At 68.9% G+C, this 14,254-nt stretch carries 16 protein-coding genes and 1 riboswitch; of the genes, 7 read left to right on the forward strand and 9 right to left on the reverse strand.

The genetic code is table 11. The annotated features are described in order from the left end of the window. The first annotated feature begins 38 nt into the window (after positions 1 to 38). Positions 39 to 758, forward strand: a complete 720-nt coding sequence (locus tag ASF06_RS05455) for a DUF4241 domain-containing protein (protein ID WP_055944477.1) — start codon at positions 39 to 41, stop codon at positions 756 to 758. After that, complete coding sequence (locus ASF06_RS05460) at positions 755 to 1,921, forward strand: MarP family serine protease (RefSeq protein ID WP_082500735.1); 1,167 nt, start codon at positions 755 to 757, stop codon at positions 1,919 to 1,921. Before ASF06_RS05455 ends, ASF06_RS05460 begins: the two co-directional genes overlap by 4 nt. A gap of 25 nt (positions 1,922 to 1,946) precedes the next feature. On the opposite strand, the gene ASF06_RS05465 is transcribed toward ASF06_RS05460, so the two are convergent. After that, positions 1,947 to 2,267 (reverse strand): hypothetical protein, encoded by a 321-nt coding sequence (locus ASF06_RS05465; protein WP_055944480.1) that lies wholly within the window; start codon positions 2,265 to 2,267, stop codon positions 1,947 to 1,949. A 126-nt stretch (positions 2,268 to 2,393) separates the two neighbouring features. Between ASF06_RS05465 and ASF06_RS05470 the strand changes: the two genes are divergently transcribed. Next, a complete protein-coding gene (locus ASF06_RS05470) occupies positions 2,394 to 3,188 on the forward strand; it encodes an EI24 domain-containing protein (protein WP_055944483.1) in 795 nt (264 codons plus the stop codon). Here the strand turns inward: ASF06_RS05470 and ASF06_RS05475 are convergent. The 6 genes from ASF06_RS05475 to glyA all read right to left on the reverse strand — a co-directional run bounded on the left by ASF06_RS05475 (position 3,183) and on the right by glyA (position 7,339). Beyond that, on the reverse strand, positions 3,183 to 3,506 hold the full coding sequence (locus tag ASF06_RS05475) for a DUF7882 family protein (protein ID WP_055927337.1): 324 nt from the start codon (positions 3,504 to 3,506) through the stop codon (positions 3,183 to 3,185). The genes ASF06_RS05470 and ASF06_RS05475 overlap by 6 nt on opposite strands. Positions 3,507 to 3,648: 142 nt before the next feature. After that, positions 3,649 to 3,906, reverse strand: coding sequence for a hypothetical protein (locus ASF06_RS05480; RefSeq protein WP_055944487.1), 258 nt, complete (start codon positions 3,904 to 3,906; stop codon positions 3,649 to 3,651). Positions 3,907 to 4,009: 103 nt separating this feature from the next. After that, complete coding sequence (locus ASF06_RS05485) at positions 4,010 to 4,927, reverse strand: aldose 1-epimerase family protein (protein WP_055944490.1); 918 nt, start codon at positions 4,925 to 4,927, stop codon at positions 4,010 to 4,012. A 66-nt stretch (positions 4,928 to 4,993) separates the two neighbouring features. Then, positions 4,994 to 5,131 (reverse strand): hypothetical protein, encoded by a 138-nt coding sequence (locus tag ASF06_RS19395; RefSeq protein ID WP_157439093.1) that lies wholly within the window; start codon positions 5,129 to 5,131, stop codon positions 4,994 to 4,996. A gap of 43 nt (positions 5,132 to 5,174) precedes the next feature. Continuing rightward, positions 5,175 to 6,059, reverse strand: a complete 885-nt coding sequence (locus ASF06_RS05490; RefSeq protein ID WP_055944493.1) for a bifunctional methylenetetrahydrofolate dehydrogenase/methenyltetrahydrofolate cyclohydrolase — start codon at positions 6,057 to 6,059, stop codon at positions 5,175 to 5,177. After that, on the reverse strand, positions 6,056 to 7,339 hold the full coding sequence (gene glyA, locus ASF06_RS05495) for a serine hydroxymethyltransferase (protein WP_055944497.1): 1,284 nt from the start codon (positions 7,337 to 7,339) through the stop codon (positions 6,056 to 6,058). The genes ASF06_RS05490 and glyA overlap by 4 nt, the downstream gene beginning before the upstream one ends. Before the next feature lie 66 nt (positions 7,340 to 7,405). Next, positions 7,406 to 7,487: riboswitch (ZMP/ZTP riboswitch) on the reverse strand. A 142-nt stretch (positions 7,488 to 7,629) separates the two neighbouring features. Here glyA and ASF06_RS05500 point away from each other — a divergent pair. Next, complete coding sequence (locus ASF06_RS05500; RefSeq protein WP_055944500.1) at positions 7,630 to 9,603, forward strand: sigma-70 family RNA polymerase sigma factor; 1,974 nt, start codon at positions 7,630 to 7,632, stop codon at positions 9,601 to 9,603. Here ASF06_RS05500 and ASF06_RS05505 read toward each other — a convergent pair. Further along, positions 9,596 to 10,840 carry an MFS transporter gene (locus tag ASF06_RS05505; RefSeq protein ID WP_235500917.1) on the reverse strand — a complete coding sequence of 415 codons (1,245 nt, stop codon included), beginning with the start codon at positions 10,838 to 10,840 and terminating at the stop codon, positions 9,596 to 9,598. The genes ASF06_RS05500 and ASF06_RS05505 overlap by 8 nt on opposite strands. A gap of 216 nt (positions 10,841 to 11,056) precedes the next feature. On the opposite strand from ASF06_RS05505, the gene purU reads away from it, so the two are divergent. From purU to nagA, 3 genes are read left to right on the forward strand one after another with little or no spacing between them, the layout of a single operon-like run. Next, a complete protein-coding gene (gene purU / locus ASF06_RS05510) occupies positions 11,057 to 11,908 on the forward strand; it encodes a formyltetrahydrofolate deformylase (protein WP_055944503.1) in 852 nt (283 codons plus the stop codon). Positions 11,909 to 11,929: 21 nt separating this feature from the next. Next, on the forward strand, positions 11,930 to 12,292 hold the full coding sequence (locus ASF06_RS05515) for a YrdB family protein (RefSeq protein WP_055944507.1): 363 nt from the start codon (positions 11,930 to 11,932) through the stop codon (positions 12,290 to 12,292). Continuing rightward, the gene (gene nagA, locus ASF06_RS05520; protein WP_055944510.1) at positions 12,292 to 13,440 is read left to right on the forward strand and encodes an N-acetylglucosamine-6-phosphate deacetylase; all 1,149 of its coding nucleotides are present in this window, start codon (positions 12,292 to 12,294) and stop codon (positions 13,438 to 13,440) included. Before ASF06_RS05515 ends, nagA begins: the two co-directional genes overlap by 1 nt. A gap of 28 nt (positions 13,441 to 13,468) precedes the next feature. Here nagA and ASF06_RS05525 read toward each other — a convergent pair whose 3' ends face one another. After that, the gene (locus tag ASF06_RS05525; RefSeq protein ID WP_055944514.1) at positions 13,469 to 14,254 is read right to left on the reverse strand and encodes a glucosamine-6-phosphate deaminase; all 786 of its coding nucleotides are present in this window, start codon (positions 14,252 to 14,254) and stop codon (positions 13,469 to 13,471) included.

A 14,254-nucleotide genomic window follows, 5' to 3' on the forward strand; every position in this document is an offset into this window, starting at 1 on the left:
TCAGGCAGCGCACCGGCGCCTGCTGGCATCATTGCTTCGTGCGCCTCTCCGACTTCTTCGCCCTCGTTCCCGGCGACGCCCCCCTCGTCACGGGGGCCGCAGGAGAGCTCACCGTGCACGAGCTCGGCGTGCTCCGCGTTCCCTCGGGCACCCTCGGTGCTGCCGACCCGTTCGTCGCCCTCGACCGACCGATCACCGTGCGCATCCCGCCGGGCGACCACCCGGTCGCGGTGACGATCGCCGACGTGTCGACCCAGCGCGACGGCTCGCACCTGCGCGAGGCCTACCTCTCGCTGGTCATCTCGGACGTTCCGACCGCGTCGATCGAGCCGGTGCCCGGCCCCGATGGCCCTCCCGAGCCCGGCTCTTTCTTCGGCGTGGCCGTCGACGCCGGAACCGTCGCCTTCTTCGACGCCGACGCGGTGGAGGCGTCGATGCCGAACGACGGCGACAGCTGGTATGACGACGTGTTCGACACCGACGAGCCCGGCTCGTGGTTCGACATCATGGACTCCGACTCGCCACATCGCGCGGGCACCGCGAACATCGAGATGCCGCTGGCCCGCTCGGGCGAGAATGTGATCCTCGCCCACTCGGGCTGGGGCGACGGCTTCTACCCCGTTCTCCAGACCCTGGATGCCGACGGCCGGCTCACCGGCGTGCACATCGACCTGCAGGTGGTCGGCTCCCCGCCCGACGCCGATCCGGAGCCGCAGGCGACCGGCTGGCTCGCCCGAGTGAAGAGGGCACTCCGATGATCGACGTGATCGTCATCATCGTGCTGCTCGCGGGCGCCGTCGCCGGCTACCGCATGGGACTCGTGCGATCGCTCCTCGGCCTCGTCGGCGTCATCGCCGGAGGCATCGGGGCGTACTTCGCGATCCCGCAGGTCGTGGCCTGGATTCCCGAGCCGGAGTGGAGGGTCGCCGGCGTCATCGGCACCGCCTTCGTGCTCGTGACCATCGGCTACCTGCTGGGGGCCACGATCGGGCGGGCGCTCGGCCGCGGAGTCGCCAAGGCGAAACTCGGGTTCGTCGACCGACTTCTCGGGCTCGTGGGCAGCGGAATCGCGGCCGTCCTCGTGGTCGTGACCGTCGCATCCGGTGTCTCGACCCTCGGCGTCGCGCCCCTCACCCAGGCCGTCGCGTCGTCGTCGATCCTGAAGACCCTCGACGGCCTCGTGCCCCCGCAGGTGACCAGCCTCCTGGCCCAGCTGCGCACCGCCGCCGTGACCGACGGCGCGCCCTGGGTCATCGACGCGCTCGGCGCGCCGAGCACGGCTCCCTCGATCCCGACGATCAGCACCGACAACCCGGCGCTCACCGCGGCCGCCCAGTCCGTTGTGCGCATCACCGGAACGGCGTACGAATGCGGGGTCACGATGTCGGGAAGCGGCTTCGCCGTGGCCGCCGACAGGGTGGTCACGAACGCGCACGTCGTCGCGGGCATCTCCGAGCCCGTGGTCGAGGTTCCCGGGCAGTCTCCGCGCTCGGGCCGGATCGTCTACTTCGATCCGGCGGCGGACCTCGCCGTGATCGCGGTCGACGGACTTCCCGCCGACGCGATCCAGCTGGCCGACACCCTTGCGCCGGCGAGCACCGCCGTCGTCGCCGGCTATCCGTTCGGGGGGCCGTTCTCGATCGCGGGTGCCGAGGTTCTGGCGGCCGGCCCGCTGCAGCTCATTACCGACGGCGCCGCCGGCACGACCCGGGATGCATACACGCTGGCCGCCGACATCGAGCCCGGCAACTCCGGCGGGCCGCTCCTGACGGTCGACGGCCAGGTCGCCGGTGTGGTGTTCGCCAAGGCAAGCACCGTCGACAACGTGGGCTATGCGCTCACCATGCAGGAGTTGTCGCCTGTTGCGGCGCAGGCACCCGGGCTCTCAGCCCCGGTGAGCACCGGAGACTGCGCCGGCTGATCCCGCCGGGCTGTCGGCCCGTCGATCAGAAGACGTCGTAGTCGAGGCTCGCCTTGCCGTTCGCACTCTCGACACGGGCGGTGTTCTCATGCGAGCTCGCCTGCCGTCGCACCTCGTCGGCCACACCGTGGGTCTCGGGTTCGACGTAGGAGACGGCCTCGTGTTGACTCAGGATCTGGCTGGCTGGCCCGAGCACGAGGGCCACCGGCGTCGACTCTCCGTCTGCGCTGAACCCAGGCACGACGACCACCTGGTTGCGACGATTGCGGGGAACGGTGGCGACGAAGTGCACGAGGGCATCGGCCACTTCGTCGCTCGTGACGAAGGTTCCGCCTGCGTAGCTCATCCTTTTCATCTCTCCAGAATCCCGCATCGACCGCCCGGAGACCCGGGCATTGTGATGACGGCATTACTGAGGTAGCAGCCCGGCGGACTTTCGCTCCGGGGCGCCCCACCCGTACGATGAGGACCCATGCCGCCCGCACCCGCCCGAAGCGTCGTCCGCCGATTCTTCGATGGAACGGCCTATCTCGGACGCGGCCTGAAGATGTGGGGAAGCGATCCCCGCCTCATGCTCTTCGGCGCACTCCCGGCCCTCATCGTCGCCGCCGTGTATCTCGCCGCGCTCATCGTGCTCTTCGTCAACGCGCCCGCTCTGGCGGAATGGGCGACCCCCTTCGCCGACGAATGGCCCGAGGGCTGGCGAACGGCCGTGAGGATCGCCGCCATCATCGCGTTCGTGGGGCTGGGCTCTCTCCTGGTGGTCTACACCTACACGGCCATCACCCTCGCCGTCGGCGACCCCTTCTACGAGAAGATCTGGCGGAACGTCGAGAACCGGCTCGGCGGCATCCAGAACGAGATCGAGGTGCCGTTCTGGCCGTCCGTTCGCCGGGGCATCCTCGACGCCGTGCGAATCCTCGTCGCCACCGCGGCGATCGGGCTCGGCCTCTTCGCTCTGGGCTTCATCCCGATCGTCGGCCAGACCCTCGTGCCGGTCGCCGGGGCCGCGGTCGCCGGCTGGTTCCTCGCGCTCGAACTCACCGGCAAGGCGTTCGACGCCCGCGGTCGCTCCCTGAAGGATCGCCGTCGGGCGCTTGCCGCCATCCGGCCCACGGCGGTCGGATTCGGAGTGGCGAGCTACCTCGTCTTCCTGATCCCCTTCGGCGCCGTGTTCGTTATGCCGGCGGCCGTGGCCGGCGCAACTTTGCTGTCGCGCGAGGCCCTTACCGATCAGGCGGGAAGCGGTTCGGGACCGGCGCTATGAGTTGCCGGGCTCGGAGTGCTCGTCGGGTTCGGGAACCGGCCTGAGACCGCCCGTACTGTTTGCTGCGAGCATCAGGTCTTCGATCCACACCCGGTTGAGCGCCGGCGACTTGTTGCCGTAGAAGCGGAAGTGGAGCGGGATCGAGGGGTGGATCCAGATGGTGCTGCGTCCGCTGCCCTCTTCGGTGCCATGCTCCCACGACAGCATGAACGCCTCGTTGCGCCGCAGCTTCGTCGAAATGACGACCTTGAGGTGAGCGAGCAGCCGATCCTCGAATTCGACGTCGGTGTCACCGGTGCCGTAGATCAGTCTGCCCATATGAAAATCGTCCATTCCTCACAAAGGGCCCACGCGGTCTTATTCCACGTGAGCTCCCCAGTGAACCTACCCCTAAATGTGAGCTTTTGGGTTCGGGGTTGTCAAAAGTGAGGACGGTGTGCGATGCAGCACCGATCCCGCATCAGTGCGAGCGGTCGATCAGAGCTGCTTTCGCGTCGTCGAGCGATGCGTAGATTCCGCAGAGGTTGCCGCGGGCGTCGGTGAGCTTCATATCCTCGCCCGGCGTGCCCTGCACCATGCCGGCGAATCGCCCGTCGTGACGAGCGAGCCAGACGCCGTCAAAGACGAGTTCCCAGCGGAGGCGCGGCATCGCACGGTCGGGCGAGATCGATTCGGGTGCGGTCGTCGTCGAGGGCACGCTGTCGAATAGCAGAGACATTGATCCACTCCATTCCAGAGTTGTTATGTCGTCAGGCTATGCAACGCCTTGCCCCCGAACAAGGGGTTTACGGCTCACCGCAGGCACGCTACGGGCGGGACCGTTAGGAGGCCGGGCGGTACCGCACGCCCCAGCTGAGCATCCACGACGTGCCCGGTTCGAGCCAGCGCACGCCCTGACCCGTGTTGAACGCGTTCGCCGGGGCGGTCATCGGCTCGAGGGCGATGGCCATGCCCGTGCCCGTCTCGAATGGGAACGCTCGGGGGTTGTAGGCCTGCACCCAGGCGAAGTTCGCATCGGTCCACAGTTCGACCCGGCGGCCGTCGGGGGCGACGAGGGAGTGCACGTTCTGCCCACCCGTTCCCGTCAGGGTTCCGAACGCGTGGTTGAGGTCGATATCGGAGAGACGTCGCCCGGCTCGCAGGTCGAGTCCCGCCTCCTCGACACCGACCTCCGCCGTGGGGATGAATGCATCGTCGTAGTCGTAGGTGGTCTCCGCGGCGATGGTGAGAGTCAGGTCCTCCGCAGGCACCGAGCCCACGACGAAATAGGGGTGCGCCCCGACCGCGACCGGCGCCGGAGCATCCGACTCGTTCGTGATCGCGTGGGTGACGGTCAGACCGGCCTCGCTCAGTTCGTAGCTCACCGACGTGTCGAGCAGGAAGGGGTAGCCGTGCTGGGGGAAGACGCGGGCATGCAGGGTGAGGAAACCATCGCCCTGCTCTGCCACGGTGTAGGCCGTGTTGCGCAGCAGGCCGTGCGTGGCATTGCCTGTCGACGGCTCTGTGATGTCGAGCTGCTGCGTCTTTCCGTCGAGCACCCAGGCGGCCTTCGCGATGCGATTCGGCCACGGAACGAGGACGATGCCCTGGCCCATCGGCGGCAACGACGACTCGGGGTACTCCCGCACGACCTCGACTCCGTCGAGCACGAGGCCCCGGAGACCAGCGGCCAGCTCGGTGATCGTGGCCCGGGAATCGCCGAACTCCACGGAGAACTGGGTGCCTGTCGCTGCTGTCACGGCATAAGCCTACGGTGTCGCCCGGCCCCGGGCATCCGGATGCCTCAGGACCGGGCGACGTGCCGGTCAGGCGGCGGGCGCAGACCCGTCGGTCGGTTCCGGATCGGTGGGAAGCGACTCCTCGATCTCCTCGAGGACGTTCTCCTCTTTCTCAGCGACCGTCTTCTTGCCCGGATCGTGAGGCTTGGGATGTTCGTGCGTCATGCGTTCCTCCTTCATTGGTGGGGTCGTGCTCTTTCGCCTCGACTTATGGAGTCGCGGCGTCGACCACGTTCTGTACCAGCAGGGCGCGGGTCATCGGCCCTACTCCGCCGGGCACCGGCGACAGGAACCCGGCGACCTCGGCGACGGCAGGATCGACGTCGCCCTTCAGCCTCGCCTTGCCGGTCTCCTCGTCGACGACGCGCGTGATTCCCACGTCGAGCACCGCGGCGCCCGGCTTGACCCACTCGGGCTTGATGAGGCCGGGAACTCCGACGGCCGCGATCACGATGTCGGCTCGGCGCACCTCGGCCTCGAGATCGCGGGTGCGGGAGTGGGTGAGCGTGACGGTCGCGTCGATGCCCTTGCGGGTGAGCAGCAGCCCGAGGGGACGACCGACGGTGAGCCCGCGGCCCACGATCACGACGTGACTGCCGCTGAGCGGCACGTCGTAGCGGCGCAGGATCTCGACGATGCCTGCGGGGGTGCACGGAAGCGGTGCGGGTCGACCGGAACTCGCCGAGGGATCGACCGTGAGCACCAGGCGCCCGAGGTTCGTCGGGTGCAGTCCGTCTGCGTCTTTGGCCGGATCGATGAGTTCGAGCATCGCGTTCTCATCGATGCCGTTCGGCAGCGGGAGCTGCACGATGTAGCCCGTGACGAGCGGATCGGCGTTGAGCGCCTCGATGGCGTCGCGCACGTCCTGCTCGCTCGCCGTCGCCGGCAGGTCGACGCGGATCGACTCGATGCCGACCTCAGCGCAGTCGCGATGCTTGCCCGCGACGTAGGAACGGGATGCGGGATCGTCGCCGACCAGCAGCGTTCCGAGGCCCGGGTGGATGCCCTGCTTCTTCAGCTCGACGACGCGCTGGGCCAGCTCTGCCTTGATGGCGGCCGCGGTCGCGACGCCGTCGAGGACGACGGCCGTCACTGCACGAGCCCGGGGTAGAGCGGGAACGCCTCGGTGAGCGCGCTCACGCGCGTGCGGAGCGACGCGGTGTCGGCTCCGGGCTTCAACGCCTCGGCGATGATGTCGGCCACCTCGGTGAACTCGACGTCGCCGAAGCCCCGTGTCGCCAGCGCGGGCGTTCCGATGCGGAGGCCGGAGGTGACCATCGGGGGGCGGGGGTCGAAGGGAACGGAATTGCGGTTGACCGTGATGCCCACCTCGTGCAGCACGTCTTCGGCCTGCTGCCCATCGAGCGGCGAGTTGCGCAGGTCGGCGAGCACGAGGTGCACCTCGGTGCCGCCCGTGAGCACGTCGACTCCCCCGGCGCGAGAGTCCTCGGCCGTGAGGCGGTCGGCGACGATGCGGGCGCCGTCGATGGTGCGCTGCTGGCGGTCGCGGAACTCGGGCTCGGCAGCGAGCTTGAACGCCGTGGCCTTGGCGGCGATGACGTGCATGAGCGGACCGCCCTGCTGGCCGGGGAACACGTTCGAGTTGAGCTTCTTCGCCAGCTCGGTGTCGCGGCTGATGATGAAGCCGGACCGGGGACCGCCGATGGTCTTGTGCACGGTCGACGACACGACGTCGGCGAAGGGCACGGGCGACGGGTGAAGGCCTGCGGCGACCAGTCCGGCGAAGTGGGCCATGTCGACCCAGAGCTTGGCGCCCACCTCGTCGGCGATGGCCCGGAACGCGGCGAAGTCGAGGTGACGGGGGTAGGCCGACCATCCAGCGATGATGACCTGCGGGCGGTGCTCGAGCGCCTTGTCGCGCACGACGTTCATGTCGACGAGGAACGTCTCGGGGTCGACGCCGTAGGAGACGGCGTTGTAGAGCTTGCCCGAGAAGTTCAGCTTCATGCCGTGGGTCAGGTGTCCGCCGTGGCTCAGTTCGAGTCCGAGGATGGTGTCGCCCGGGGTGGCGATCGCAGAGAGCACGGCTGCGTTGGCGGTCGCTCCGGAGTGCGGCTGCACGTTCGCGTACTCGGCGTTGAAGAGGCTCTTCGCGCGGGCGATGGCCAGCTCTTCGGCGATGTCGACGAACTCGCATCCGCCGTAGTACCGACGCCCCGGGTAGCCCTCCGCGTACTTGTTGGTGAGCACGGAGCCCTGCGACTGCAGCACCGCGCGAGGAACGAAGTTCTCACTCGCGATCATCTCGAGCGTGTCGCGCTGGCGTCCCAGCTCCTTCTCGAGCACAGCGTAGATCTCGGGATCGACGGTCTGGAGGGGTTCGTTGAACTTCGATGGCGTGTTATCAGACAAGACTGGCTCCCAAACATGACAGAAACGGAATGTGTCGCCGCGCGGACGACGGGGTGATGCAGTATCCGGATCGACCCAGGCGCGCGGCCGAATTCGTGTCAGTCGCTTCCCGATGGTGACCATCTGAACGCCAGTTGCGACATAGCCAAGCCTACATGAGGCATCCGCTATGATTTCTTGCACAAGTGGCGTCATAGACGCCGGCCTCGCATGTCTCTTTATGTGAGGGGGGAATGGGGACCCCGTAGTACCGTCCTGAATTCCCCTTTTAATAAAGGAGTGTGCGCCGTATGGCCGCCCACCTCGAACCACCCGCCCGGCCGCACGCCGACGCCTCAGACATGGAACTCGTCGAGTTCACGCGATCCGGCAACTCCGCTGCGTTCGGCGAACTGTGGGTCCGCCACTCCAACGCCGGGCGAGCCGTCGCGCGCAGCCACCGCTTCGATGCCGACGATCTCCTTTCCGAGGCCTTCGCCCGCGTCTTCCAGGCGATCTCCGCCGGAGGCGGTCCCACCACCGCCTTCCGGCCCTATCTCTTCACCACCATCCGCAACGTGTCGATGCAGTGGGCGCGCGCCAAGAGCGCCGACGCCAGCGAAGACCTCGACCTGATCGCCGACCCCTCGACAGAAGAAGACGCCTCGCTCGCCGCGCTCGACAAGAGCCTCACCGTCAACGCGTTCCGCAGCCTCCCCACCCGCTGGCAGGAGGCCCTGTGGTACAGCGAGGTCGAGCAGCTCTCGTCTGCGGAGATCGCCCCGCTCCTCGGCATGAAGGCCAACGCGGTCTCGGCGCTCACCTACCGCGCACGAGAAGGCCTGCGTCAGGCGTGGATCCAGGCGCACCTCCGGCGCACGACCGATCCCGAGTGCGCGGCCGCCATCGAGCGCCTCGGCTCGTTCACCCGAGGCACGCTCGGCGCGCGCGAGTCCAAGAGGGTCCGCGATCACCTCGCCGGATGCACCTCGTGCACCATCGTCGCCGACGAAGCGCGCCAGGTCGGTTCCCGCCTCGCCCTCGTGCTGCTTCCCCTCGCGGCCGGAGTCTCCGGCGCCGCCGGATTCCTCTCGTGGATGCAGGCGGGCAGCGGCACGGCAGGCGGGCTGGTGGCAGCCGCGACCATGCCGGCCGACCTCACCTCGGGCTCCTCCTCCGCGAGCGCGAACGGATCCACGTCATCGAGCGTCGGCAGCACATCGTCGAGCGTCGGAGCTACGACGGGTGCGGCCGCATCCGGCATCGGCGCGGCCGGCATCGTCGGCTCGGCCGTCGGAGCCCTCGCTCTCGCCGCCGCCGTGGTCGCGGCCGTCACCCTCGGCCCCGGACTGTTCGCCACCCCGGCAGACGAGGCGTCCTCCGCCGACGTCTCACCCGACTCCTCCGGAGCCGATCCCGGCGACTCCTCCCGCGATTCCGACACGACCGTCGTCGCCGATCCCGCCCCGGCCCCGGCCACGCCGCCTGCACCGACCACGGCACCCGCGCCGGAGGCCGAGCCCGAACCGACGCGTCCCGGCACGCCCGGCAGCCCCACGAAGCCCGCCGTCGTACCAGACCCGTCGCCAAGCGACTCCCCCGGCCCGAGCACACCGGCAGAGCCGTCGACACCGGCAGAGCCGTCGACACCGCCGGTCGTCGTGCCGACCACGCCCCCCGTCGATCCGACTCCGCCCACGACCCCGCCCACCGAACCTCCGGTCGACCCCGAACCCACGCCCGCGGCTCCCACGGTGGCCGTCGAGCAGGCTGCCGACCAGCTCACCTTCCCGGTGTTCACGGGCACCGCCGAACCGCTGTCATCGGTAGAGATCCGCGATGTCGACGGCAACACCTTGGTGTCCACGACAGCGGCCGACGACGGCACCTGGTCGATCTCCGACTTCGGCTCCAGCATCACCGGCGACCCGGCCGGTCGCGAGGTCGTCGTTCGACAGGTCGTCGACGGGGTCGAATCAGACCCGAGCGCGCCCCAGCACCTCGTGGTTCTCGAGCCTCCCACGATCCAGAATCCCCTCGAGGGAGCTTCGATCCCGGTCGCCGACACCTACGAACTCTCCATATCCGGAGTGCCGGGCGCCAGCATCCAGCGCATCGTGAACGGCGAGGTTCGCGATGACATCCACGTGCTCGACGACAGCGGAATGTGGTCGCAGGTCTACGGCTCCGAGGTGACCGGGCCGATCGAACTCGGCATGCGGTACTTCGACCCCGATTCCGGCCGCTACGGTCTGACCCGACTCATCTCTTACGCGATCAGCTGACGCGCGCGCTGCGGCGGCGCGAGTTCAGCTCGGCCGCCACCAGCAGCACGCCCGCGAGCGCCAGGGTGATCAGGTACGCCACCGGAAGCGACGTCAGACCGAACCCGTCGAGCAGGGCCGCGCCCACGAGGGCTCCCCCGCCGATGCCGACATTGAACGACGTCGAATAGAACGCACTCGCCGTATCGCGGATGTCGACCGATGCGACATGGAGCAGCCGGGCGCCGAGGAGCGGCGGCAGGGTTCCGAAGACGAGTCCCCACAACACGAACGCCGGGATGGCGATCATCGGGTTGGCCGCGAACAGGGCCATGACGGTCACCGAGATCGCGGTAACCGCGACACCGATCACCACGCCGAGGGTGGGATGGCGACCGAACACCGTTCCGGCGAGCAGCAGGCCGCCCGCACCGGCGATGCCGTAGATCGCCAGCAGCAGTCCCACGTCGCCGGAATTCACACCCAGCTCCCCGATGAGATAGGGCGCGATGAAGGTGTAGAAGGCGTAGTGACCGATCATGATGACGGCGGCCAGCAGGCAGAGCAGGGCGACGGCGGGCACCGAGGCATCGAGCTTGCGTCGGCCCGACGGATGCCGTTCCGCCGGCGCATCGGACTTGGCCGGGCGCTCCACCCTGGGCAGCAGCCAGAGCATCAGGGCCGCGCCCACGATGCACAGCACCGCGATGGCCCCGAACGCGCTCCGCCACCCGACGGCCTGCCCGAGCACGGTGCCGAGGGGAACGCCGAGCACGAAGGCGAGCGTGCCTCCACCGGTGGTGATGGCGACGGCTCGGCCGAGCTGCTCCTTCGGCACGAGATAGCCCGAATAGGCGCCCATCACAGCCCAGAACAGCCCGTGCGCCATGCCGCCCACGATGCGCGCTCCCACGAGGATCTCGAAGCTCGGCGCGATGGCGGTGACCGCGCTCGAGAGCGACACGACGATGAGCACGAGCACGATCAGCCGGTGCCGGGAGACGCTACGCGTCAGCCGCGACAGAGGGATGCTCGTGAGCACGACCGCGAAGGCGAAGACCGAGACGAGAAGCCCGATCTGCGACTGGCCGACCCCGAGCTCCGCGCTCATCTCCGGCAGGAGGCCCGTGGGAAGCATTTCGGCGGTAACCGAGAGGAACACGGCCGAGGCGAGCACGAGCAGGCCGCCCCAGGGGAAGGGACGTCCGGGGGCTCCGGTCGGGACGACGGCGATGGGCGAGGTGAACGGCTGAGTCACGGAGAAAGAACGAACCAAACTAACGAAAGAAGGCGAACAGAGGCGGCGTCACGCCAACCTGACGAGGGCGGCATCGGAAGAGTCGGACGACGCCGCACGACGGGCACCAGACCTCAGGAACCGATGACGACGTCGTGCATGCCCGGGGCCGAACGATATCCGTCGGCCACCCGCTAGTGTATCGGGAGGCAGAAGCCAAGAGAAGAGGCGAGAGCGTTGACGAGTTCCCACTGGGTATTGACCTTCGTCTGCGCCGACCTCCCCGGAATAGTGCACGCCGTGAGCGGCGCGGTGGTCTCGTCCGGCGGCAACATCACCGAGAGCCAGCAGTTCTCGAGCGCCGACACGGGCAGGTTCTTCATGCGCCTCCAGGTCGAGTCCGAGTCCGAGCGCTCCGTCTTCGAGCAGGCCCTGGCCCCGGTTATCGAGCGCTATGACATGGACTGGCAGCTCGACGTCGTCGGGCGCCCGCTGCGCACCCTCGTCCTCGGCTCGACGGCTGCGCACTGCCTCAACGACCTGCTGTTCCGCCAGCGCGCCGGGCAGCTCGCCGTCGACATCCCGCTCGTGCTGAGCAACCACACGGTGCTCGCCGAGCTCGCCGGGTTCTACGGGGTGGCCTTCGAGTCCCTTCCGGTGACGGATGCCGCGAGCAAGGCCGCATTCGAGCGTCGCGTGCTCGAGGTGGTGGAGCAGAACGACATCGAGCTCGTGGTGCTGGCGCGCTACATGCAGATTCTGTCGCCCGAACTCTGCGCCGCGCTCGCCGGCCGGGCCATCAACATCCACCACTCTTTCCTTCCCGGCTTCAAGGGCGCGAACCCCTACAAGCAGGCCCACGCCCGCGGGGTGAAGCTCATCGGAGCCACCGCCCACTTCGTGACGAGCGACCTCGACGAGGGGCCCATCATCGAGCAGAACGTCGTGCGCGTCGATCACTCCCGCACGGCTTTGGAGCTCGTCTCCATCGGCCAGGACGAGGAGAGCCGCACCCTCACCCAGGCGGTCAAGTGGTTCTCAGAGCATCGAGTGCTCCAAGACGGCGCCCGCACGATCATCTTCCGCTGACGTGGTCGGTACGCTGGAACCGTGACTCAGCAGACAGAGACAGCTCCCGACCGGATCGGCATAGCCGAGGTGATCCGGTTCATTCTCGAACTGTTCGCCTTCGTCAGCCTCGGCATCTGGGGATTCCTGGCCTGGCCCGGCCCGTGGCTCAACGTGGTGCTCTGCGTCGCGACGCCTCTGTTCGCCATCCTGTTGTGGGCCCTCTTCCGATCTCCGCGCGCCGTCGTGCGGCTCGATGCATTCGGCAAGGCGCTCATCGAGATCCTCATCATGGGGTCCGCCGCGCTAGCGTGGCTCATGCTCGGGCAGCCCATCGTCGCGGTGGTCTTCGGCGTCGCCGCCGCGGTCACTGGGGTCATCTCCGGGCGCAAAGAGCTCCGCTGATGCTGCTGCACGGCGCGCGCAAGCTCGACGCCGACGGCATCCTCGACGACTTCTGGATGGTCTTCGCCGGCGACACCATCGCGGCGACGGGCACCGGCTCGGCCTGGCAGGCGCTGGCCCCGTCCATTCCTGCGGAGGAACGCGTCGACGCCCGCGGCAGGTGGGTGACCCCGGGCTTCGTCGACGTGCACGGCCACGGCGGTGGCGGCGCATCCTTCGACGATGGCCCCGACGCCATGCGCATCGCCCTCGACGCGCATCGCGCACACGGCACCACCCGGTCTGTGCTGAGCCTGGTGTCGAATCCGCTTCCCGACCTCGTCGCAAGCCTCCGACAGGTGGCACAGCTGGCCGGGCGCGACCCGCTCGTGCTCGGGTCGCACCTCGAGGGCCCGTTCCTGTCGCCCCTGCACCGTGGCGCGCACGACCCCGATCATCTGGCGCACCCCGACCCGGCCGCCGTCGAGATGCTGCTGGAGGCATCCGCCGGCACCCTCAGGCAGATCACGATCGCGCCCGAACTGCCCGGCGCCCTCGACGCGATCGACCGCTTCGTGGCCGCGGGGGTCGTCGTGGCCGTCGGGCACACGGATGCCGGACTCGAACTCACGAGGCAGGCGTTCGACCGCGGCGCGACGGTGCTGACGCACGCGTTCAACGCCATGCCCGGAATCCACCACCGCGCGCCCGGCCCTGTCGTTGCGGCGTTCGACGACCCTAGAGTCGCGCTCGAACTCATCCTCGACGGGGTGCATGTGCATCCCGATGTCGCGCGCCTCTGCTTCGTGGCCGCGCCGCAGCGCGTGCTCCTTGTCTCCGACGCCATGGCCGCCGCCGCATCCCACGACGGGGAGTACCGGCTGGGCTCTCTCGACGTGACGGTCGTCGAGGGCGAGGCCATGCTGAGCGGCACGCAGACACTCGCCGGGTCGACCCTCACGCTCGACACCGCGCTGCGCACCGCGATCGAACGCGCGAACATCGATCCCGTACTGGCCGTGCGCGCACTCACGGCGAGTCCCGCCCGCGCTCTCGGCCTCGACGATCGGCTCGGGTACCTGAGCACGGGCTACGCCGCCGACGCGGTGCTGCTCGACGCCGGCTGGCACGCGACCGACGTCTTCGCCGGCGGCGAGAGGCTCGTCTAGGGCGGATGGTCGCGCCGGGAGACCGGCCTCAGACGCCCTGCCAGGCCGGCTTGTTGGCCCAGGCGTAGCGGTAGTAGTCGGCGCGGGCGAGGCGGGATGCCGCGGCCTCGTCGACGACGACGGTGACCCTCGCGTGCAGTTGGATCGCTGAGCCGGGAACGCTCGCCGTGAGCGGTCCCTCGACCGCGGCCGCGAGCGCGTCGGCCTTGCCCTCCCCGAAGGCCAGCAGCAACAGGTGCCGGGCTCGCAGGATGGTGCCGACCCCTTGCGTGATGCAGTGCAGCGGCACCTCGTCGGCCGACGCGAAGAAGCGCGCGTTGTCGCGACGCGTCTGCTCGGTGAGGGTCTTCACGCGGGTGAGCGAGGCGAACGACGATCCCGGCTCGTTGAAGCCGATGTGGCCGTCGGTTCCGAGGCCGAGGATCTGGAGGTCGATCCCGCCGGCCTCCTGAAGCTGCGCCTCATAGCGGGCACCGGCCGTCTCGATCTGCTGCGGCCGCCCATCGGGAACATGCACCGAGCTCGCGTCGAGTCGCAGCGGCTCGACTACCTCGCGCCGGATCACCGAGGCATAGCTCTGCTCATGGCCCTCCGGCAGTCCGACGTACTCGTCGAGCGCGAAGCCCCGGAGCTTCGAGAGGTCGAGCCCGCCCGCCGCCACACGCCGTTCGAGCGCCCGGTAGAGGGGCACGGGCGTCGACCCCGTGGCGAGCCCCAGCACCGCGTCCACTCGCTCGGCGACGAGTCGCTGCACCGCGTCGGCCGCGACCTCGCCGGCCGTCTCGACCGAGTCGACGATCACGATCTCGGCCAT

This window comes from Agreia sp. Leaf244 (assembly GCF_001422695.1).
Lineage (GTDB): Bacteria > Actinomycetota > Actinomycetes > Actinomycetales > Microbacteriaceae > Agreia.

Coding starts and splice junctions, on each gene's coding strand:
- ASF06_RS05460 (WP_082500735.1), top strand. CDS start 755: ATGATCGACGTGATCGTCATCATCGTGCTGCTCGCGGGCGCCGTCGCC.
- ASF06_RS05465 (WP_055944480.1), bottom strand. CDS start 2,267: ATGAGCTACGCAGGCGGAACCTTCGTCACGAGCGACGAAGTGGCCGAT.
- ASF06_RS05470 (WP_055944483.1), top strand. CDS start 2,394: ATGCCGCCCGCACCCGCCCGAAGCGTCGTCCGCCGATTCTTCGATGGA.
- ASF06_RS05475 (WP_055927337.1), bottom strand. CDS start 3,506: ATGGGCAGACTGATCTACGGCACCGGTGACACCGACGTCGAATTCGAG.
- ASF06_RS05480 (WP_055944487.1), bottom strand. CDS start 3,906: ATGTCTCTGCTATTCGACAGCGTGCCCTCGACGACGACCGCACCCGAA.
- ASF06_RS19395 (WP_157439093.1), bottom strand. CDS start 5,131: ATGACGCACGAACATCCCAAGCCTCACGATCCGGGCAAGAAGACGGTC.
- ASF06_RS05500 (WP_055944500.1), top strand. CDS start 7,630: ATGGCCGCCCACCTCGAACCACCCGCCCGGCCGCACGCCGACGCCTCA.
- nagA (WP_055944510.1), top strand. CDS start 12,292: ATGCTGCTGCACGGCGCGCGCAAGCTCGACGCCGACGGCATCCTCGAC.
- ASF06_RS05525 (WP_055944514.1), bottom strand. CDS start 14,254: ATGGCCGAGATCGTGATCGTCGACTCGGTCGAGACGGCCGGCGAGGTC.